Here is an 18,849-nt window from a genome sequence, read left to right as displayed (position 1 = left end):
ATGCCTGATGACCATAGCAAGTTGGTCCCACCCCTTCCCATCCCGAACAGGACCGTGAAACAACTTTGCGCCGATGATAGTGCTGCAACCAGTGTGAAAGTAGGTTATCGTCAGGCTTGTTATATAAAAAAACCCCGCTAGATGCGGGGTTTTTTTTCGTCTGCAGCGTTCATCGGATCAGATGCCCCAGGTGATGCTTTCACCTTCCGCCTTGGCCGAGCGCAGCATTTCCATCAAAGGATAGGCGCGCTGCGAAAAATGCACTTTTTGTGCGCGCGCATGGGCGCCTGTTTCGCCGTCTTCCAGCGTTTCCGGCGTATGCGCATCGTGTTCGATGTCATTTTCCGGATGCAGTTTGCTTTCCGCGACTTCTTTTTCCAGCAGGGCCAGGGCATCGCCCGCTTCCGCTGGCGTGATGACGCCGCGCGTGGGGTTCTTGTGCAGGATGTCGAGGATGCGCTGGGCATGTTCCTGGTACATCAGCACTTCTGGGGAGGATTTGGATTTGAATGAGATCAACATAAGCGCTTTCTGAAACTTGTTGTTAGTGTCGAAACAATATCACGACTTGAAATGTCGCACAGGCCGTCCGATTGCCCGGATTGCACATTTGCAAGCCGGATAGGCCCATCTGTTGGACAACGTACGTATTTACAAGAGCGTGTTTACCGTGAAAACATCCGTTTTAAGCGATCGTTAAGTCTCAATCCAGTTTCACCGAGTCCATGAACGTGTCGATGGTGTCACGCGACAGCTTGCTTTCTTCACCGAGTATGATGATCTGGAAGATGTGTTTGTCCTGCGCCACAAAACGGCCGACCAGCAGGACGGGCTTGCCCTGCTGCATCCCCGTCGCTTCGACGCTCAGCGCGCTGCGTTGATGGCTGCCGGCCGCCGTGTTGCTGGCCGTCGATGCGGATTTCTCGCTGCGCACGACACCATTGATATTTTTCAACAGGGCTGTCTGCATGGCGGGCAGGGCCGTTTGTGCCTGTTCCGCACTGTCGAGCACGGCGCTGCCGATGGCGAAGGTATTGCCATCGACCTCGCTCGCCGTCATGGTCAAGCTGACTTTCTTGCCGTCGAGATCGATTTCGCGCGTCAGCACGGCCGGTTTGCCCGGAAACAGGGCCGTGAACTGGGCGTCGGGGCTGCGATAGTCGCGCCAGTCGAATTTCGGACTGCAGGCAGACAGGACGCTGGCGGCCGCGAGCGTAGCCAGAAAGAGGGCAAGTGATGTTTTTTTCATCAACAGATGGTAGCAGCGCTGCCAATCACGCGCAATCGCGCACGTGCGGGGTTCACAGCTTGCCTTATATCTCGCGCAGTACGCGCCGGTACTGGATCGCTTCGGCAACATGCGGTTGCGTGATGGCGGGGCTGCCCGCCAGGTCCGCGATGCTGCGCGACACGCGCAGCACCCGGTGGTAGGTGCGCGCCGACCAGTGCAGGCGTGTCATGGCGCCATGCAACAACTGTTCGCCATGTGGTTCCAGGCGACAATGTTGTTCGATTTCTGTGTTGCTCAGCTGCTGGTTCGCTTTTCCCTGACGTGCCAACTGCAAGGCATAGGCTGCCGCTACCCGCGCGGCGATCGCTTGCGTACTTTCGCCGGCACCTGCACGTCGCCCCAGCGCCGTCGGCGGCATGGCGGCCACTTCAATCTGCAGGTCGATACGGTCGAGCAGGGGGCCCGACAGACGATTGTGATAGCGCAATACGGTGTCTGGCGTACAGCGGCAACGACCGGAAGCGTGGCCCAGATAGCCGCACGGGCAGGGATTCATGGCGGCGATCAATTGAAAACGGGCAGGAAACTCGGCCTGGCGTGCCGCGCGTGAAATGCTGATCACGCCCGATTCCATGGGCTGGCGCAGCACGTCGAGCACCCGGCGGTGGAATTCGGCAATTTCATCAAGAAACAGCACGCCGCAGTGGGCCAGCGAGATTTCACCTGGCCGCGGCACGTTGCCGCCGCCCACCAGGGCTACGCCGGACGCCGTCTGGTGCGGGGCGCGGTAGGGCCGCCGTTTCCAATGCTCCACCTTGAAGTGGCTGCCCAGCGAATGCACGGCCGCCGATTCCAGCGCCTCGTCATCGCTCATGGGCGGCAGCACGCCGGGGAAGCGGCTGGCCAGCATGGTCTTGCCTGCGCCCGGTGGTCCCACCATCAGGACGTTGTGACCGCCCGCTGCCGCCACTTCCAGTGCGCGTCGCGCCTGCAGCTGCCCTTGCACGTCGGCAAAGTCGGGATAGGGAAAAGCGTGCGCTGCCAGCACGGGCTGGTGGCGTTGCAGGGCAGTCTGGCTGGCGTGCCTGGCAAAATGCGCGCAGACCTCGAGCAGGCTGTGGGCGGGATAGATGCAGGCATCGCTGACGAGAGCCGCCTCGTCCGCGTTCGCCTGCGGCAGGATGAAGGCGCGTGGCGTGCCTGACTGGCTGCGCTGCATGGCAAAGGTCATGGCCAGGGCGCCGCGGATGGGACGTAACTGGCCAGACAGCGACAGTTCGCCCGCGAATTCATAGTGCTGTAATTGGTCGCCCGGCAACTGGCCGGAGGCGGCCAGGATGCCCAGTGCGATGGGCAAGTCGAAGCGGCCCGATTCCTTGGGCAAGTCTGCCGGCGCCAGATTGGCCGTGATGCGCCGCGCTGGCATCTCGAAGCCGCAGTTTTGCAACGCGGCACGCACGCGGTCGCGCGACTCCTTCACTTCCGTATCCGGCAGGCCGACTATCGTAAACGAAGGCAAGCCATTGGCAAGGTGGACTTCGACACTTACCTCGGGCGCCTCCATGCCGGCCAGGGCGCGGCTTTTCAGGACGGCCAGGCTCATCAGACTCCCCTGTAGCGCGGACGCGGGCAGGATCAGTCTAGCGCTTGAAAAGGTGTGAGGCTTGAGGTATGCCAGCAAGGTCGCCGATTACGGCGCCCTGCGTGCAGCGGCTGCTTAGGCTTTTGGATCGTTCAGGCGCGTTTCCAGTTCGATCAGGCGCAATTCCAGTGCATCCAGTTTGGCACGGGTCTTGGCCAGCACTTGCGCCTGGATATCGAATTCCTCGCGCGTGACGAGATCGAGGCGGGCGAAGCCCTGGGTCATCATCGATTTCACATTTTTCTCGATATCCTTGGCCGGCGAGTTTTCGATGGCTTGATGGATCTTGCCCTGCAAGTCGTTAAAGAAGGTATTCATGTCCATGGTCAGTCCTTTTATGGTGCGGCCTGTGCATCGCACCATTGCGGTGCACAGCGGCGTTAATCTGGTGCGAAACTGGGCGCTTCATTGTGCTTCAGCAGTCCGTTGCCGCATTCCTGGCCGTGTGCAGGGTATGTATGGACGGAAATGCACCTGTCAAGGTGGCAATAGAGCTGGCACGTATTCTGCTAAAGAAGGTATGAACGCTTTGTGATCTCCAGCCAAGATTTTAAACCTCAACCGCTTTAAAAGTTCAATAAAAGGGAATCGCCATGAAGAATCTGTCCAAGAACATGACTTTAGCTGCAGCGTTGACGCTGGCCATGACCGCCTTGTGCGGTAGCGCCATGGCCCAGGATGCAGTGGCGGCGCCTGCTGCGGCCGAAGCCGTACCGGATAACGTGGTGAGCTACAACGTGGCGCTGACCAGCGACTACCGTTACCGCGGCATCTCGCAAAGCCGCCTGAACCCGGCCATCAGCGGCGGTGCCGACTATACCCATAACCCGACGGGCCTGTATGTGGGCACCTGGCTGTCGAGCATCAAATGGATCAAGGACGGCGGCGGCGATACCAACCTGGAATGGGATATCTACGGCGGCAAGCGGGGCGAGATCAGCAAGGATTTTACCTATGACGTGGGCGGCCTGTACTATTTCTACCCATCGAATGGACTGAGCACCAATGCCAACACCTTCGAGCTGTATGGCCAACTGGGCTATGGTCCCGCGTACATCAAGTACTCGCATTCGACCACCAATCTGTTCGGCGTGGCCGACAGCAAGAACAGCGGCTACCTCGACGTGGGTGCCAACGTCGAGGTGCACGACGGTTACATCTTGAATCTGCACGCCGGGCGCCAGAAGGTAGAACACAACGATTCCCTCAGCTACAGCGATTACAAGATCGGCGTGACCAAGGACTTCGGCATGGCGACCGTTGCCCTGGCGGTCGTCAAGGCCAATATCGTATCGCTGGCACCGAATGGCAAGAATCTGGCGAAATCCGGTCTCGTGCTGACCGTATCGAAAACCTTTTAAGCGAGACAGCCATGAAAATGATTACTGCAATCATTAAACCGTTCAAACTGGACGAAGTACGCGAAGCTTTGTCGGCTATCAATGTGCAAGGCATTACCGTCACGGAAGTCAAGGGTTTCGGCCGCCAGAAAGGTCACACGGAACTCTACCGTGGCGCCGAGTATGTCGTTGATTTCTTGCCAAAAACCAAGATTGAAGCGGCCGTCGATGACGCCATTGTCGACCAGGCCATCGAAGCGATCGAAGGCGCCGCGCGTACCGGTAAAATCGGTGATGGCAAGATTTTCGTCTACAACCTGGAACAGGTCATCCGCATCCGTACCGGTGAAACCGGCAACGAAGCGCTCTAAGGGGAATATTGATGCATAAAAATATAACAAAATTGCTAGCCGGGATAGCCTGTCTGTGTGCGTTTGGCGTCGCCACGCCGAGCTTTGCCGATGCGCCCGCCAAGACGGAGGCGGCCACGACCGCGGCCGTCGCCGCCCCGGCCGTGACGCCCGTGCCTGACGCAGCAGCACCGGCTGCCGCCACTCCGGCCCCGGCCGCTGCCGCGCCAGCCGCCGCGCCCGTTGCCAACAAGGGCGACACCAGTTTCATGATGATCAGCACCTTGCTGGTGATCTTGATGACGATCCCCGGCCTGGCCCTGTTCTACGGCGGCCTCGTGCGCTCGAAAAACATGCTGTCGGTGCTGATGCAAGTGTTCATGGTGTTCGCGCTGGTCATCGTGCTGTGGTGCATCTACGGTTACTCGATCGCCTTCACGGAAAAAACCGCCTTCTTCGGTGGCTTCGACCGCCTGTTCTTGAACGGCATCTGGGATCCGGCCAAGGGCACGTTTGCCGCCGCCGCCACTTTCAGCAAGGGCGTCGTCATTCCCGAGTTCGTCTTCGTCGCTTTCCAGGGCACGTTTGCCGCCATCACCTGCGCGCTGATCGTCGGCGCCTTTGCCGAGCGCGCCAAGTTTGCCGCCGTGCTGGCCTTCGTCGTGCTGTGGTTCACGTTTGCCTACCTGCCAGCGGCCCACATGATGTGGTTCTGGACTGGTCCTGACCTGATCACCAACGCCGCCACCTCGGCCAGCGAAGCCCTGAAGGCTGGCTGGATCTGGCAAAAAGGCGCGCTGGACTTCGCCGGCGGCACCGTGGTGCACATCAACGCCGCTGTCGCCGGCCTGGTGGGCGCCATCATGATCGGCAAGCGCGTCGGTTATGGCCGCGAATCGATGGCACCGCACTCGCTGACGATGACCATGATAGGCGCGTCGCTGCTGTGGGTGGGCTGGTTCGGTTTCAATGCCGGCTCCTCGCTGGAAGCGGGCGACGTGGCGGCTTTGGCTTTCGTCAATACCTTGCTGGCAACGGCCGCCGCCACCCTGTCGTGGGTGTTTGGCGAATGGATTTCCAAGGGCAAGCCTTCCATGCTCGGTGGCGCGTCCGGCGCCGTGGCCGGCCTGGTGGCGATCACCCCGGCGGCCGGCTTTGTCGGCCCGATGGGCGGCCTGGTCATCGGCTTGCTGGCCGGTGTCGTCTGCCTGTGGGGCGTGAATGGCCTGAAACGCCTGATCGGCGCCGACGATTCGCTCGACGTGTTCGGCGTGCATGGCGTGGGCGGTATCCTGGGCGCCTTGCTGACGGGTGTGTTTGCTGCACCACAACTGGGCGGCCAGGGCATCTTCGACTATGTCACCAACAAGATGTCGGCGGATCCGTACTCGATCGGCCATCAGGTGTGGGTGCAGGCGCAAGCGGTCGGCACCACTATCCTCTGGTCGGCCCTGGTTTCCCTCGTTGCCTATAAACTGGTCGACATCGTCATCGGCCTGCGCGTACCGGAAGAGGAAGAGCGCGAAGGCCTCGATATCACCAGCCACGGCGAGCAAGCGTATCATGGTTAAATAGCAATTATCTGGCATGCCAGCGCCCCGGCGCGGCATGTCCTGCTGGAAAAGGCGCCTCATTGAGGTGCCTTTTTTCGTTGTGGGAATGGAAAAGGTCTTTAAAACAAGGCTTTTGCCCCGATTTGGGGTACTTACACGGTAATATAGTCGGCAGTTCTGTGTGCTTTTTTGAATACTGCACATAATTTAAGGATGTAACTATGGTTCCCCATCTCGTCACGGCCCTGACCGGACCGCTGCTCGACCTCGAAAAAAAGATTCTGGCCGCGACGCCGGCCATTGAGCGCTGGTTTCGCATGGAGTGGCAAGAGCACACGCCGCCCTTCTATTGCTCGGTAGACTTGCGTAACGCGGGCTACAAGCTGGCGCCCGTCGATACCAATCTGTTCCCTGGCGGTTTCCACAATCTGGCGACGGAAATGCTGCCCTTGTCCGTGCAGGCGGCCATGGCCGCCATCGACAAGTATTGCCCGGACGCCCGCAACCTGCTGATCGTGCCGGAATTGCACAACACGACGCCGCAATACCTGCAAAACGTGGCGCGATTGATGCAGATCTTCCGCCAGACGGGGCTGCACGTGCGCTTCGGCTCTTGGTCGCCCGACATCACCCAGCCGACACCGTTGGCGTTGCCAGATGGCAACATGCTCGTCATCGAGCCCCTCGTGCGCCTGAACAATGGCCGCCGCCTGGGCTTGAAGGATTTCGACCCGTGCACGATTCTGCTGAATAACGACTTGTCGGACGGCATTCCCGATATCTTGCAAAATATTCATGAGCAAAGCCTGCTGCCGCCCTTGCATGCGGGCTGGGCCTTGCGCCGCAAGAGCAACCACTACACGGCCTACGATGAAGTGGTGAAGAAATTCGGCAAGATGATCGATGTCGACCCGTGGATGCTCAACCCCTTCCACGCCAAGTGCAGCGATGTGAACTTCCAGGAAGGCGAGGGCGAAGATGCGCTGGCCGCCAGCGTCGACGTGCTGCTTGCCAAGATCCGCAAGAAATACAAGGAATACGGCATCAAGGAAAAGCCGTTTGTCATCGTCAAGCCCGATGCGGGCACGTATGGCACCGGCATCATGACGGTGCGCGACGCCAGCGAAGTGCGCGACCTGTCGCGCAAGCAGCGCGACAAGATGTCCATCGTCAAGGACGGTAAAGTGGTCACCGATGTCATCATCCAGGAAGGCGTGCCCACGTTTGAAAGCATCAAGGATGCCGTGGCCGAGCCGGTCGTCTACATGATCGACCGCTACGTGGTGGGCGGTTTCTACCGCGTGCACGCGGAAAAGGGCGTGGACCAGAACCTGAACGCGCCCGGCTCGCAGTACGTGCCGCTGGCATTTGCCCAGCAGCATGCCGTGCCGGACTTGAAGGCCAAGCCGGGCACGGCCGCGCCGAACCGCTTCTATGTGTATGGCGTGGTGGCGCGCCTGGCCTTGCTGGCCGCGTCGCTGGAAATGGAGCGCACGGACCCGAATCCCGAGGTGTATTGATCCATCCCTGTGGCTTGCCGGGCGCGGTGACTACCGCGCCTGGCGATCTCGGCTAGAATCAAGCATTCCTTATCCAGGCTCCCCGATTGGACGCACCATGAAAATTGCATTCCTTGCCGACCCGCTGGCAGGCTTCAAGACTTACAAAGATTCCACCTTCGCCATGATGCGCGAGGCGGCCAAACGCGGCCACGCCGTGTACGCCTTCGAACAGAAGGACATGGCGCTGGAAGAGGGCATCGTCACGGCACGGGTACAGCATATCGAGCTGACGGGCGACGAACACGACTGGTACAAGGTCGTTTCCACCGAAGAAGTGCGCCTGTCGACCCTGGACGCCATCATCGAGCGCAAGGACCCGCCGTTCGACATGGAGTACGTGTACGGCACGTATCTGCTGGAACTGGCGGAAAAGCAGGGCGCGCACGTCTTCAACAAGCCGTCCGCCATCCGCGACAACAATGAAAAGCTGGCCATTGCCCAGTTTTCCGAATTCACTTCGCCGACCCTGGTGACGTCGAACGAAGCGCGCCTGCGCGCCTTCCACGCCAAGCACCAGGACGTCATCTTCAAGCCGCTCGACGGTATGGGTGGCACGGGCATCTTCCGCGTCAAGGCCGATGGCCTGAACCTGGGCGCCATCATCGAGACCCTGAGCGAGAACGGCGCACAGACCATCATGGCGCAGCGGTTTATTCCCGACATCGTCAAGGGCGACAAGCGCATCCTGGTCATCGGCGGCAAGCCGGTGCCGTTTTCGCTGGCGCGCATCCCGCAGGCGGGCGAAGTCCGGGGCAACCTGGCCGCCGGCGGCACGGGCGTGGCGCAGCCATTGACGGCGCGCGACCTGGAAATCGCGGAAAAGCTGGGCCCGATCCTGGCCGCGCGTGGCCTGATGCTGGTAGGATTGGACGTGATCGGCGACTATCTGACGGAAGTCAATGTCACCAGCCCGACTTGCTTCCAGGAAATCATGCAGCAGACGGGCTTTGACGTGGCGGCCATGTTTGTCGACGCCGTCGAGCATGGCGTTGCGCAAGCGCAGCAGCGCTAGAAGGTGAAATGACTATGGTAGGGATTTTGCTCATGACACATGCACCGCTGGGACAGGCTTTCATCGCCGCCTGCGCGCATGTGTTTCGGGGGCCAACGGAACGGTTTGAAGCCATCGACGTCGTCGCCGACCAGGACCTGGCGGAAGTGCAAAAGCTGGCGTCGGACGCCATCTGCCGTCTCGACGACGGCTCCGGCGTGCTGGTGATTACCGACGTGAAGGGCGGCACGCCGTCGAACTGCTGCAATAAGCTGGCCGATGCGGGGCGGGTGGAAGTCATCGCCGGCATCAGCCTGCCGATGCTGCTGCGCGCCATCACGTATCGCCGCGACACGCTCGACGTGGTGGTGGAGATGGCGCTGGCCGGTGCGCAGAGCGGCGCCGTGCGCGTCGATAACCGCATCCGCGTGGGAGAATAAGGAAGTGCATGGCCGCCGCCCTGAAGGCGGCGGTTTTTATAGGCCAAGATTGTCATCAGCGTAGTGCATTCAGGGATAGAGACCATACAAAAATGATTCAAAGAGAACTCGAAATCATCAACAAGCTGGGATTGCACGCACGCGCCTCCGCCAAATTTACCCAGCTCGCCGCCAAGTTCAAGAGCGACGTCTGGCTGACCCGCAACGCGCGCCGCATCAACGCCAAGTCCATCATGGGCGTGATGATGCTGGCCGCCGGCAAGGGCGCGAAAGTGACCCTGGAAGCCGAGGGCGATGATGAGCAGGCATGTGTCGATGCGCTCACCGCCCTGATTAATGACAGGTTTGGCGAAGGCGAGTAATGCCCGCCGAACGCAGCCGCAGCCGCATTCCGACAGGTCACCCCATGGCATCTTTCACGCTCCACGGCATCCCGGTCTCCCGCGGCATCGCCATTGGCCGCGCGCATCTGCTGGCGCCGGCCGCCCTTGACGTCAAACACTACCTGGTCGCCCAGGAACAGATCGAAGCGGAAGTCCAGCGTTTGCAAAACGCCATCGCCGCCGTCCACAAGGAGCTGCAAACCCTGTGGAACGAGCTGCCGAAGGACGCCCCCACGGAACTGGGCGCGTTCATCGACGTGCATGCGCTGATCCTGTCGGACCCGATGATCGCCGAAGCGCCGCTCGACATCATCCGTTCGCGCCACTACAACGCCGAATGGGCGCTGTTGACGCAGATTGATGAATTATCGGCGCAGTTCGACGAAATCGAAGACCCGTATTTGCGCGAACGCAAGGCCGACATCCAGCAAGTGGCCGAACGCGTGCTGAAGGTCTTGCTGGGCACGGAACAGCTGCTGCCGAAAGCGCCCGCCGACGATGAATTGCTGGCGCAGATGATCGTCGTCGCCCACGATATCTCGCCGGCCGACATGCTGCAGTTCCGCGACCGCTCCTTCATCGGCTTCATCACCGACGTGGGCGGCCAGAACTCGCACACGGCCATCGTCGCGCGCAGCCTGGATATCCCGGCCGCCGTCGGCATGTCGCAGGCGTCGATGCTGATCGAGCAGGACGACTGGCTGATCATCGACGGCGACGCGGGCGTGGTGATCGCCAACCCCAGTCCCCTGGTGCTGGAACAGTACCGCGAGCGCCAGGTGGCCATGCAGCGCGCGCGCAAGAAGCTGGGCAAGCTGAAAAAGACGCCGGCCGTCACCAGGTGCGGCACCCCGATTACCCTGCTGGCGAATATCGAACTGCCCGAGGATTGCCCGTTCGCGCTGGAATCGGGCGCCAGCGGCGTGGGCCTGTTCCGCTCCGAATTCCTGTTCATGGGCCGCGCGCACAAGATTCCCACCGAGGACGAGCAGTTCGAGGCTTACCGCAACACGGTGCAATCGATGAAGGGGCGCGTGGTGACCATCCGCACGCTCGACATCGGCGCCGACAAGCCGCTCGACCAGTCCGACCATACGGCCTTGAATCCCGCCCTGGGCTTGCGCGCCATCCGCTACTGCCTGGCCGAGCCGCAGCTGTTCCTGACGCAGCTGCGCGCCATTTTGCGCGCCTCCGCCTTCGGCAAGGTGCGCATCCTGATTCCCATGCTGGCGCATGCGTTCGAGATCGACCAGTCGCTGGCCATGATCGCGCAAGCGAAGGCCAGCCTGCGCGAGGACGGCGTCAAGTTCGACGACGAGGTCGAAGTGGGCGCCATGATCGAGATTCCCGCCGCCGCGCTGGCCCTGCCCATGTTCGTCAAGCGCATGGACTTCCTGTCGATCGGCACGAATGACCTGATCCAGTACACCTTGGCCATCGACCGCGTCGACTATGAAGTGGCGCATTTGTACAATCCGCTGCATCCGGCCGTGCTGCAACTGATCTCCATGACGATCGCCGCTGGCCACAAGGCGGGCATCGACGTGGCAGTCTGTGGCGAGATGGCGGGCGACGTGAAGCTCACGCGCTTGCTGCTGGGCATGGGGCTGCGCGAGTTTTCCATGCATCCGGCCCAGCTGTTGGCGGTCAAGCAAGAGATACTCAACAGCGATCTTGGCCTGATTGCGCCACAAATGCGCAAAATTATGCGTTCCATGGAACCAAATGTGATCGCGGAAGCTGTCCAGCAACTGCAGCTCATGTAAACTGTCACCTTATCAGCATCAGGACACCTCGCGCGCGGCAAGAGGTGCCCTGATGCTAAAGTTGCAGCACCTATCATCGCGGTGCTGCATCGACCATGGCCCGTGGGGCCGCCCCCCTTTTATAAACCGACACACATGTCATCCATTGGAATTGTTTCGCCGCAAACCATGTATTTTGCGCAACCCTTGCAGCTGCAAAGCGGAGCATCGCTGCAAGACTATATGTTGATGTATGAAACCTACGGCACCCTGAACGCCGACAAATCGAACGCGGTGCTGGTCTGCCACGCCCTGAACGCCTCGCACCACGTGGCCGGCGTCTACGCGGACGAGCCGAAAAGCACGGGCTGGTGGGACAATATGGTGGGACCGGGCAAGCCGCTCGACACCAACAAATTCTTCGTCATCGGCGTCAACAACCTGGGTTCCTGCTTCGGTTCGACGGGCCCCATGCACACCAATCCCGCCACCGGCAAGCCGTACGGCGCCTCCTTCCCCGTCGTCACGGTGGAAGACTGGGTCAGCGCACAGGCGCGCCTGGCCGATGAACTGGGCATCACGCAGTTTGCCGCCGTGATGGGCGGTTCGCTGGGCGGCATGCAGGCGTTGGCGTGGAGCATCATGTTCCCCGAGCGCCTGCGCCACTGCGTGGTGATCGCCTCGACGGCCAAGCTGTCGGCGCAAAATATCGCTTTCAACGATGTGGCGCGCCAGGCCATCCTGTCCGACCCCGATTACCATGGCGGCGACTTCTATGCCCACGGCGTGGTGCCGAAGAACGGCTTGCGCGTGGCGCGCATGGTGGGCCATATCACCTATCTGTCGAATGACGACATGGCCGAAAAATTCGGCCGCAAGCTGCGCGATGCGGCGCAGACGGGCGATTACAAGTTCGGCTTCGGCATCGACTTCGAGATCGAATCGTATTTGCGCTACCAGGGCGACAAATTCTCCGAATACTTCGACGCCAACACGTATCTGTTGATCACCAAGGCGCTCGATTATTTCGACCCGGCGCGCGCACACGGCGGCGACCTGGCCAAGGCCCTGTCGGGCACCAAGGCCAAGTTCTTCCTCGCCTCGTTTTCCACCGACTGGCGCTTCTCGCCCGAGCGCAGCCGCGAAATCGTCGAAGCGCTCGTCTGCAACCGCCGCCAGGTCACGTATGCGGAAATCGACGCGCCGCACGGCCACGACGCCTTCCTGCTGGAAGATGCGCGCTACATGAACATGGTGCGCGCCTACTATGGCCAGGTATGGAACGACATCGGGGCGGGCTTGCCCGCTCCTGCACAGCACACCGCCGTCCGCCAGGGCGCCAAGGAGACCGCATGACTTTTGACGAATTGAGCGCGCTGCGCCCCGACCTGGCCTTCATCGCCCACTGGGTGCCGGACAACGCACATGTGCTGGACGTGGGCTGCGGCGACGGCGTGATGCTGCAGTACCTGCAAAGCGACAAGGAGTGCAGCGGTTACGGCATCGAGATCGCCGACGACAAGGTATTGGCGAGTACTTTGCGCGGCGTCAATGTGATCCAGCAGGACATGGAAAAGGGCCTGGCCGTCTTTGGCGACAACAGCTTCGATACGGTGCTGTGCCTGTCGTCCCTGCAGATGATGAAGCAGGTCGAGCCGCTGCTGCGCGACATCGTGCGCGTGGGCGCCGAAGCCATCGTCTCGTTTCCCAACTTCGCCTACTGGCCGCACCGCGTGGCATTGCTGAAAGGGCGCATGCCCGTGTCGAAATCGCTGCCCTACCAGTGGTACGACACGCCCAACGTGCGCTGCGCAACCATCAACGACTTCCGCGAACTGGCCGAGGAATGCGGCCTGGAAGTGATCGAATGCGTGGCCCTGGCCGAAGGCAAGATGGTTTCCGTGCTGCCGAACCTGCGCGGCGACCTGGCCGTCTTCCGCCTGCGTAAAAAAGCGGTGCATTGATGAGCACAAGCCCGGCGCCAGGCTGGCGTTCCTATGCCAATGGCCGCATGCTGGCCGTGCTGGTGCTGGGCTTCAGTTCCGGCCTGCCCCTGTTCATCCTGCTGTACCTGTTGCAGGCATGGCTGGCCAAGTCGGGATTGAACGTGAAGGCGCTGGGGCTGTTCGCCCTGGTGCAGTTCCCGTATATCTGGAAATTCCTGTGGGCGCCCCTGATGGACCGCTACCGCATCCTGGGGCTGGGACGCCGGCGCGGCTGGATGGCGGCCACGCAGGTGGCGCTGTTCTTTTCCATCGGCGGCATGGGCATGCTCGATCCGCTCACGCAGATCGGCCTGATCGCGGCTGCTGCCGGCGGCGTGGCCTTTCTGTCTGCCAGCCAGGATATCGTCATCGACGCCTACCGGCGCGAAATTCTCAGCGATAACGAGCAGGGGCTGGGCGCCGCCGTCATCGTCAACGCGTACAAGGTGGCGGGCATGGTGCCGGGCGCGCTGTCGCTGATCCTGGCCGACCGCATGCCGTGGCAGCCCGTGTTCTGGATCACGGCCGCCTTCATGCTGCCTGGCCTCGTGTGCACCTTGTTGATCAGGGAGCCGACCGTGTATGGCTCGCCGCCGAAGACCATGCGCGAAGCGATCATCTTGCCATTCCAGGAATTCATCGCGCGCGATGGTTGGCGTAACGCAATGTGGATTCTCGCTTTCGTATTACTCTATAAAATCGGCGACAGCATGGCCACGGCGCTGGCGACGAAGTTTTACCTGGACCTGGGCTTTTCCATGACGCAGATCGGCCTGGCCGCCAACACCACGGGATTCTGGGCCAGTCTGGCCGGCGGCGTGGTGGGCGGCGTGTGGATGCTCAAGCTGGGCATCAACCGGGGCCTGTGGGTCTTCGGCGCGCTGCAGGCGGTCGCGATTCTGGGATTCGCCTGGCTGGCGCAGGTGGGGCCGAACACCATGCTATTGAGCGCCGTGATCGGTTTTGAAGCTTTCGCCAGCCTGGGCCTGGGTGCGGCCGCCTTTGTCGCGTTCCTGTCGCGCACCACGGACCCGCGCTACACGGCCACGCAATATGCGCTGTTTTCCAGCCTGAGCGCCGTGCCGCGCACCCTGATCAATGCCTCGGTGGGCTTTCTGGTCGCCGAGCTGGGCTGGTTCTCGTTTTTCATCGTGTGCTTCTTCCTGGCCTTCCCGGCCATGACGATGCTGCCTAAAATCGCTCCATGGAGGTCTGCCAATGGCACCAATATCCCTTAAACGTTACACCGTCCTGGCCAGCCTGTGCGCGGTCACGGCGCTGGCGCCCCTGTCCGTCCACGCCCAGCAGGCGACGGTACAGGATGGCATCAAGGTGCGTCCCTTGTCGACGTCGCGCATCTTTGCCGGCGGCACCGATTTCAATGCGGAATCGAAGCAGCAATATACGCAGCTGGTCAACGAAGCGAAGGAAAAAAATGCGCTGGTGCCGGACAGCGATCCGCAAGTGAAACGCCTGCGCGCCATCGCCCAGCGCATCATTCCGTTTGCCACGCGCTGGAACGATGCGGCGGCCAACTGGAACTGGCAGATCAACCTGCTCAACTCGGACGAGGTCAACGCCTTTTGCATGCCGGGCGGGCAAATCGCTTTTTACAGCGGGATCATCACCAAACTGAACCTGACCGACGATGAAGTGGCCGTCGTCATGGGCCATGAAATTTCGCACGCCTTGCGCGAACACTCGCAAGCGCAGGCCGGCAAGGGCAACCTGGCCGCCGTCGGCTCGAAGCTGGTGGGCGCCGGCCTGTCAGCCTGGCTCGGCGTCGACCCGAATCTGACCAGCACCGCCACGAACATGGCGGCCAAGGGCGTGATGCTGAAGTTCTCGCGCGACGATGAGCGCGAAGCGGACCTGATCGGCATGGACCTGGCCGCGCGCGCCGGTTTCGATCCGCGCGCCGGTGTGGTGCTGTGGCAGAAGATGGCTGCCGTGAGCGCGGGCGCGCCGCCGGAATTCCTCTCGACTCACCCGTCGGGCAAGGACCGCATCTCGCAGATGAACAGCCACATGGCGCAAGTGCTGCCCCTGTACGCGCGCAGCAAGGGCGTCAGCGTGGACGCCTTGCCGCCGTACCGCAGCAACGCCATCGCGCAGCGCTAGGATGTCTGTACGCAGTCCCGGCAACAAGCCGGCAGCAGCGCCGTTGCCCATGCGCGACGGCGTGGCGCCCAGCTACCTGTGGCTGCCGGAAGGGCAGTGGCCCGACATGCTGTCGTTTCTGCTGGAGCGCTATCCGCAGATCAGCGCCGCGCAATGGCGGGACCGCATGGCGCGCGGCGAAGTGGTCAGCGGCGACGGTGCGGTGCTGGGCCCTGGCAGCGCCTACAAGCGCGGCATGCGCATTTTTTACTACCGCGAGCTGGAGCGGGAAACGCCTATCCCCTTCCAGGAAGAGATCCTGTTCCAGGATGAACACCTGGTGGTGGTCGACAAGCCGCACTTCCTGCCCATGACGCCGGCCGGACGCTTCGTGCAGGAGACCCTGCTGACGCGCCTGAAGAAAACCCTGGACTGCGCCGACCTGACGCCGATCCACCGCCTCGACCGCGAGACGGCTGGCGTGGTGATTTTTTCGCGCCAGGTGGCCAGTCGCGGCGCCTATCAATCGCTGTTCCAGCGCCGCGAAGTGCGCAAGACGTACGAGGCGCTGGCGCCGCGCCTCGACGGCCGCGATTTTCCATTTACCTACCGCAGCCGCATGGTCGAGGGCGAGCAGTTTTTCCTCATGCGCGAGGAAGCGGGCGAGCCGAACTCGGAAACCGTCATCGACGTGATCGAGCGGCGCGGCGATTTGAACCTGTACCGGCTGCATCCGCACACGGGCCGCAAGCACCAGCTGCGCGTGCACCTGGCGTCGCTGGGCATCCCCATCGTCAACGATGCGTTTTACCCGGTCGCCCTGCCGTGCAAGGAAGACGACATGTCGCAGCCCTTGCAGCTGCTGGCGCGCGCCATCGATTTCACGGACCCGTTGAGCGGCGCGCCGCGCCGCTTTGAAAGCCGGCGCAGGCTGGGGGCTTAAACCTTGAGCGTGTAATCGATGATCAAGGGCGCGTGGTCGGAAAAACGCTCGTCCTTGTAGACGCTGACCGTGTGCGCCTGCGCCGCGATGCCGGGCGTTGCGACGTGGTAGTCGATGCGCCAGCCCACGTTCTTCGCGTAGGCTTGTCCGCGGTTGCTCCACCACGTGTACTGGTCTTCGCGCTTGTCCAGGCCGCGGTGCACGTCGACGAAGCCCACTTCGTCGAAGACGCGCGTCAGCCACGCGCGTTCTTCCGGCAGGAAGCCGGAATTCTTCTTGTTGCCCTTCCAGTTTTTCAGGTCGATTTCGTGGTGGGCGATGTTCCAGTCGCCGCAGATGACGACTTCGCGGCCCAGCGCCTTCAATTCCAGCAGGTGCGGCAGGAACAGTTCCATGAAGCGGAACTTGGCTTCCTGGCGCTCCGGGCCGGACGAACCGGACGGGCAGTACACGGAAATGACGGACAGGTTGCCAAAATCACAGCGCACATAGCGGCCTTCGGCATCGAATTCGGGGCTGCCGAAGCCGATATGCACGGCGTCCGGTTCCACCTTGCTGTATACGCCCGTGCCGGAATAGCCTTTTTTCTCGGCGTAGTGGAAATGGCCATGGTAGCCGTGCGGATTGAGGAATTCCGGCGTCATGTCGGGCAGCTGCGCCTTCAATTCCTGCACGCAGATGAAATCGGCCGTTTGCGTGCCCATCCAGTTGAAAAAGCCTTTTTTGGCGGCGGAACGGATGCCATTCAGGTTGGCGGAGATAATTTTTGGCATAGGTCGAGAGTGAAAAGGGCGCTGGACGGGGCCGGCGGGCGCGGCATGGCGATTGTCTCGCCGGTGCGCGCGGATTAAAATACAGGCACTTTTAAAAAATGAGGCTAATGTGAATAATTTACGCCAGCAGTTTATCGCGTTTTCAGTATCCAAGGGAGTCTTGCGGTTCGGCGAGTTCACCACCAAGGCCGGACGCCAGTCGCCGTACTTCTTCAATGCGGGCCTGTTCCATGACGGCGCCACCCTGGCCGAGCTGGCGCAGTTCTACGCGCAGACCCTGCTCGACTCGGGCGTCGAATTCGACATGCTGTTCGGCCCCGCCTACAAGGGCATCACCCTGGCGTCGGCCACCACCGTGGCGCTGGCCGGCAAGGGCCGCAACACCTCGTTCGCCTTCAACCGCAAGGAAGCCAAGGACCATGGCGAAGGCGGCACCATCGTCGGCGCCAAGTTGCATGGCAAAGTTGTCATCATTGACGATGTGATCTCGGCCGGCACCTCGGTGCGCGAATCGGTCGACATGATCCGTGCCGCCGGCGCCGAGCCATGCGCCGTGCTGATCGCCCTGGACCGCATGGAGCGTTCGGGTCCGGACGGCCAGCTGTCGCCAAGTTCGGCGGTGCAGGAAGTGTCGAAACAGTACGGCATTCCCGTCATCTCGATCGGCAACCTGGACGACCTGTTCGGCTACCTGAATGGCGCGGGCGCCGATCCGGAACTGTTGAAACATAAAGAGGCTGTTTCGGCATACCGCACCAAGTATGGGATTTAAGTAGTCTTGTCCAGCAGCGCCCGCAGCCGCGGGTCGCTGCAGGCGGCGCTGGCCTGCGGATGGCATTGCAATAACCGCCGCAGCAGTGCGCCGCCGATGCCGCGCCGGCGGAACGGCGGTTTCACGAACAGCATGTTCACCGTCACTTCGTTCGCGCACTTGCTGATGTCGAGCATGGCCACCTGCTGGCCGTCGATCCACGCGCACAGCGCGCTGTCCCCTTGCCAGTCTATCTGCATCATCACGCCAGCCATGGTTTGAGCGCCGCATGCAAACCCAGGGCGAACAGGCCGATAAAAAAGCATCGCTTGAATACTGGCTGCGCGATGCGCCCGCGCAGCCATTGACCGGCCAGCATGCCGGCCAGCGCCGGCAGCAGCGCATACGCCGACGCGCCGGCCGCACCGAGACTGAAGTCGCCGTGAAGGGCTAGGCTGGCCGCCAGCGCCACGGTCGACGCCGTAAACGCCAGGCCCAGCGCCTGCACCAGCGCATCGCGCGCCAGCCCCAGTCCCTGCAGATACGGCACGGCGGGGATGACGAAGACACCCGTGGCGGCCGTCACCAGTCCCGTTACCGCGCCTGCCACGGGCCCCAGCCACGCTTCGTGCCGCGTCGGCACGCGCAGCTGCAGCGAGAACAGGCCCGCCAGCGCATACAGCATCAGCGCCACGCCCAGCGCGACGATGGCCCAGGCCCCGCTGTCGGCCGGCAGCAGGGCGCCGCCCGCCAGGGTGCCCGCCATGACGCTGGCCAGCAGGGGCCACAGGCGCCGCAGCAGCGCACGCAGGCCCGGGCCTGCGGCCAACTGCCATACGTTCGTCACCATCGAGGGCACGATCAGCAGGGCGGCCGCCTGCACGGGCGGCATGACGAGGCTGAGCGTGCCCATGGCCACCGTCGGCAGCCCCAGGCCGACTACGCCCTTGACGAAGCCAGCGACGAGGAAGCTGGCGCCAACAGCCAGCAGAAATGACGTCTCCATCTTTTTCATCCCACAGTGATTTTGCGTGGATTCTGCGCGCGCTTGCGGATTTCG

Annotated in this window: 21 protein-coding genes and 1 rRNA gene; 15 read left to right on the top strand and 7 right to left on the bottom strand. The window is 62.0% G+C overall.

Translation table 11 applies throughout. The features are described 5' to 3' along the window. Window positions 1-3 precede the first annotated feature (3 nt). A 5S ribosomal RNA gene (rrf, locus tag O0879_RS27355) occupies window positions 4-116 on the top strand. 61 nt (window positions 117-177) lie between these two features. On the opposite strand, the gene O0879_RS27350 is transcribed toward rrf, so the two are convergent. The 4 genes from O0879_RS27350 to O0879_RS27335 form a co-directional block, all read right to left on the bottom strand. Then, window positions 178-522 (bottom strand): DUF1840 domain-containing protein, encoded by a 345-nt coding sequence (locus O0879_RS27350; RefSeq protein ID WP_071325465.1) that lies wholly within the window; start codon window positions 520-522, stop codon window positions 178-180. Between the two features lie 181 nt (window positions 523-703). Then, window positions 704-1,249 carry a hypothetical protein gene (locus O0879_RS27345; protein ID WP_289919768.1) on the bottom strand — a complete coding sequence of 182 codons (546 nt, stop codon included), beginning with the start codon at window positions 1,247-1,249 and terminating at the stop codon, window positions 704-706. 64 nt (window positions 1,250-1,313) lie between these two features. Next, entirely contained in the window at window positions 1,314-2,834 is a 1,521-nt protein-coding gene (locus O0879_RS27340; protein WP_289919767.1) for a YifB family Mg chelatase-like AAA ATPase, read from the bottom strand. A gap of 114 nt (window positions 2,835-2,948) precedes the next feature. After that, window positions 2,949-3,197, bottom strand: coding sequence for an accessory factor UbiK family protein (locus O0879_RS27335; protein WP_035824443.1), 249 nt, complete (start codon window positions 3,195-3,197; stop codon window positions 2,949-2,951). 269 nt (window positions 3,198-3,466) lie between these two features. Between O0879_RS27335 and O0879_RS27330 the strand changes: the two genes are divergently transcribed. The 13 genes from O0879_RS27330 to O0879_RS27270 all read left to right on the top strand — a co-directional run bounded on the left by O0879_RS27330 (window position 3,467) and on the right by O0879_RS27270 (window position 16,265). Beyond that, complete coding sequence (locus O0879_RS27330) at window positions 3,467-4,234, top strand: TorF family putative porin (protein WP_251350963.1); 768 nt, start codon at window positions 3,467-3,469, stop codon at window positions 4,232-4,234. An 11-nt stretch (window positions 4,235-4,245) separates the two neighbouring features. Further along, complete coding sequence (locus O0879_RS27325; protein ID WP_010393464.1) at window positions 4,246-4,584, top strand: P-II family nitrogen regulator; 339 nt, start codon at window positions 4,246-4,248, stop codon at window positions 4,582-4,584. A gap of 11 nt (window positions 4,585-4,595) precedes the next feature. Next, a complete protein-coding gene (amt, locus tag O0879_RS27320; RefSeq protein WP_289919766.1) occupies window positions 4,596-6,134 on the top strand; it encodes an ammonium transporter in 1,539 nt (512 codons plus the stop codon). 203 nt (window positions 6,135-6,337) lie between these two features. Then, on the top strand, window positions 6,338-7,636 hold the full coding sequence (gshA, locus tag O0879_RS27315; protein WP_077399358.1) for a glutamate--cysteine ligase: 1,299 nt from the start codon (window positions 6,338-6,340) through the stop codon (window positions 7,634-7,636). Window positions 7,637-7,733: 97 nt separating this feature from the next. Further along, window positions 7,734-8,690: a glutathione synthase gene (gene gshB / locus O0879_RS27310; RefSeq protein ID WP_099665557.1), complete on the top strand. Its 957-nt coding sequence runs from the start codon at window positions 7,734-7,736 to the stop codon at window positions 8,688-8,690. A 14-nt stretch (window positions 8,691-8,704) separates the two neighbouring features. Then, entirely contained in the window at window positions 8,705-9,109 is a 405-nt protein-coding gene (locus O0879_RS27305; RefSeq protein WP_035824452.1) for a PTS fructose transporter subunit IIA, read from the top strand. A gap of 92 nt (window positions 9,110-9,201) precedes the next feature. Continuing rightward, complete coding sequence (locus tag O0879_RS27300) at window positions 9,202-9,471, top strand: HPr family phosphocarrier protein (RefSeq protein WP_034749416.1); 270 nt, start codon at window positions 9,202-9,204, stop codon at window positions 9,469-9,471. Window positions 9,472-9,515: 44 nt separating this feature from the next. Next, a complete protein-coding gene (ptsP, locus tag O0879_RS27295) occupies window positions 9,516-11,258 on the top strand; it encodes a phosphoenolpyruvate--protein phosphotransferase (protein WP_289919765.1) in 1,743 nt (580 codons plus the stop codon). 135 nt (window positions 11,259-11,393) lie between these two features. Next, window positions 11,394-12,593, top strand: coding sequence for a homoserine O-acetyltransferase (locus O0879_RS27290; RefSeq protein ID WP_099665556.1), 1,200 nt, complete (start codon window positions 11,394-11,396; stop codon window positions 12,591-12,593). Further along, window positions 12,590-13,201, top strand: coding sequence for a methionine biosynthesis protein MetW (gene metW, locus O0879_RS27285; RefSeq protein WP_099665555.1), 612 nt, complete (start codon window positions 12,590-12,592; stop codon window positions 13,199-13,201). The genes O0879_RS27290 and metW overlap by 4 nt, the downstream gene beginning before the upstream one ends. Next, entirely contained in the window at window positions 13,201-14,460 is a 1,260-nt protein-coding gene (locus tag O0879_RS27280; RefSeq protein ID WP_289919764.1) for an AmpG family muropeptide MFS transporter, read from the top strand. Before metW ends, O0879_RS27280 begins: the two co-directional genes overlap by 1 nt. Continuing rightward, window positions 14,441-15,343, top strand: a complete 903-nt coding sequence (locus O0879_RS27275; RefSeq protein WP_251350967.1) for a M48 family metallopeptidase — start codon at window positions 14,441-14,443, stop codon at window positions 15,341-15,343. The genes O0879_RS27280 and O0879_RS27275 overlap by 20 nt, the downstream gene beginning before the upstream one ends. Before the next feature lies 1 nt (window position 15,344). Continuing rightward, window positions 15,345-16,265, top strand: a complete 921-nt coding sequence (locus O0879_RS27270) for a pseudouridine synthase (protein WP_289919763.1) — start codon at window positions 15,345-15,347, stop codon at window positions 16,263-16,265. Here the strand turns inward: O0879_RS27270 and O0879_RS27265 are convergent. Beyond that, the gene (locus O0879_RS27265) at window positions 16,262-17,038 is read right to left on the bottom strand and encodes an exodeoxyribonuclease III (RefSeq protein ID WP_152283926.1); all 777 of its coding nucleotides are present in this window, start codon (window positions 17,036-17,038) and stop codon (window positions 16,262-16,264) included. The genes O0879_RS27270 and O0879_RS27265 overlap by 4 nt on opposite strands. 109 nt (window positions 17,039-17,147) lie before the next feature. Here O0879_RS27265 and pyrE point away from each other — a divergent pair, with 109 nt between their 5' ends. After that, the gene (gene pyrE / locus O0879_RS27260) at window positions 17,148-17,810 is read left to right on the top strand and encodes an orotate phosphoribosyltransferase (protein ID WP_289919759.1); all 663 of its coding nucleotides are present in this window, start codon (window positions 17,148-17,150) and stop codon (window positions 17,808-17,810) included. Here pyrE and O0879_RS27255 read toward each other — a convergent pair. Both O0879_RS27255 and O0879_RS27250 read right to left on the bottom strand, forming a co-directional pair. Next, window positions 17,807-18,052, bottom strand: coding sequence for a GNAT family N-acetyltransferase (locus O0879_RS27255; RefSeq protein WP_289919758.1), 246 nt, complete (start codon window positions 18,050-18,052; stop codon window positions 17,807-17,809). The two genes, pyrE and O0879_RS27255, sit on opposite strands and share 4 nt — an antisense overlap. Continuing rightward, window positions 18,052-18,795, bottom strand: coding sequence for a sulfite exporter TauE/SafE family protein (locus O0879_RS27250; protein WP_289919756.1), 744 nt, complete (start codon window positions 18,793-18,795; stop codon window positions 18,052-18,054). The genes O0879_RS27255 and O0879_RS27250 overlap by 1 nt, the downstream gene beginning before the upstream one ends. Between the last annotated feature and the right edge of the window lie 54 nt (window positions 18,796-18,849).

The sequence above is a fragment of the Janthinobacterium sp. SUN120 genome (genome assembly GCF_030397735.1).
GTDB classification, from domain to species: Bacteria; Pseudomonadota; Gammaproteobacteria; order Burkholderiales; family Burkholderiaceae_D; genus Janthinobacterium; species Janthinobacterium kumbetense.
The sequence above is the reverse complement of the archived record's forward strand: the minus strand, read 5'-3'. Positions and strand labels throughout refer to the sequence as shown.

Excerpts from the sequence above, each read along its gene's own strand:
- O0879_RS27290 (WP_099665556.1), top strand. The coding sequence starts at position 11,394 with ATGTCATCCATTGGAATTGTTTCGCCGCAAACCATGTATTTTGCGCAA.
- O0879_RS27300 (WP_034749416.1), top strand. The coding sequence starts at position 9,202 with ATGATTCAAAGAGAACTCGAAATCATCAACAAGCTGGGATTGCACGCA.
- O0879_RS27270 (WP_289919763.1), top strand. The coding sequence starts at position 15,345 with ATGTCTGTACGCAGTCCCGGCAACAAGCCGGCAGCAGCGCCGTTGCCC.
- O0879_RS27350 (WP_071325465.1), bottom strand. The coding sequence starts at position 522 with ATGTTGATCTCATTCAAATCCAAATCCTCCCCAGAAGTGCTGATGTAC.
- O0879_RS27280 (WP_289919764.1), top strand. The coding sequence starts at position 13,201 with ATGAGCACAAGCCCGGCGCCAGGCTGGCGTTCCTATGCCAATGGCCGC.
- amt (WP_289919766.1), top strand. The coding sequence starts at position 4,596 with ATGCATAAAAATATAACAAAATTGCTAGCCGGGATAGCCTGTCTGTGT.
- O0879_RS27255 (WP_289919758.1), bottom strand. The coding sequence starts at position 18,052 with ATGATGCAGATAGACTGGCAAGGGGACAGCGCGCTGTGCGCGTGGATC.
- O0879_RS27330 (WP_251350963.1), top strand. The coding sequence starts at position 3,467 with ATGAAGAATCTGTCCAAGAACATGACTTTAGCTGCAGCGTTGACGCTG.
- O0879_RS27325 (WP_010393464.1), top strand. The coding sequence starts at position 4,246 with ATGAAAATGATTACTGCAATCATTAAACCGTTCAAACTGGACGAAGTA.
- O0879_RS27250 (WP_289919756.1), bottom strand. The coding sequence starts at position 18,795 with ATGGAGACGTCATTTCTGCTGGCTGTTGGCGCCAGCTTCCTCGTCGCT.
- ptsP (WP_289919765.1), top strand. The coding sequence starts at position 9,516 with ATGGCATCTTTCACGCTCCACGGCATCCCGGTCTCCCGCGGCATCGCC.
- O0879_RS27340 (WP_289919767.1), bottom strand. The coding sequence starts at position 2,834 with ATGAGCCTGGCCGTCCTGAAAAGCCGCGCCCTGGCCGGCATGGAGGCG.
- O0879_RS27265 (WP_152283926.1), bottom strand. The coding sequence starts at position 17,038 with ATGCCAAAAATTATCTCCGCCAACCTGAATGGCATCCGTTCCGCCGCC.
- gshA (WP_077399358.1), top strand. The coding sequence starts at position 6,338 with ATGGTTCCCCATCTCGTCACGGCCCTGACCGGACCGCTGCTCGACCTC.
- metW (WP_099665555.1), top strand. The coding sequence starts at position 12,590 with ATGACTTTTGACGAATTGAGCGCGCTGCGCCCCGACCTGGCCTTCATC.
- O0879_RS27335 (WP_035824443.1), bottom strand. The coding sequence starts at position 3,197 with ATGGACATGAATACCTTCTTTAACGACTTGCAGGGCAAGATCCATCAA.
- O0879_RS27345 (WP_289919768.1), bottom strand. The coding sequence starts at position 1,249 with ATGAAAAAAACATCACTTGCCCTCTTTCTGGCTACGCTCGCGGCCGCC.
- gshB (WP_099665557.1), top strand. The coding sequence starts at position 7,734 with ATGAAAATTGCATTCCTTGCCGACCCGCTGGCAGGCTTCAAGACTTAC.
- O0879_RS27305 (WP_035824452.1), top strand. The coding sequence starts at position 8,705 with ATGGTAGGGATTTTGCTCATGACACATGCACCGCTGGGACAGGCTTTC.
- O0879_RS27275 (WP_251350967.1), top strand. The coding sequence starts at position 14,441 with ATGGCACCAATATCCCTTAAACGTTACACCGTCCTGGCCAGCCTGTGC.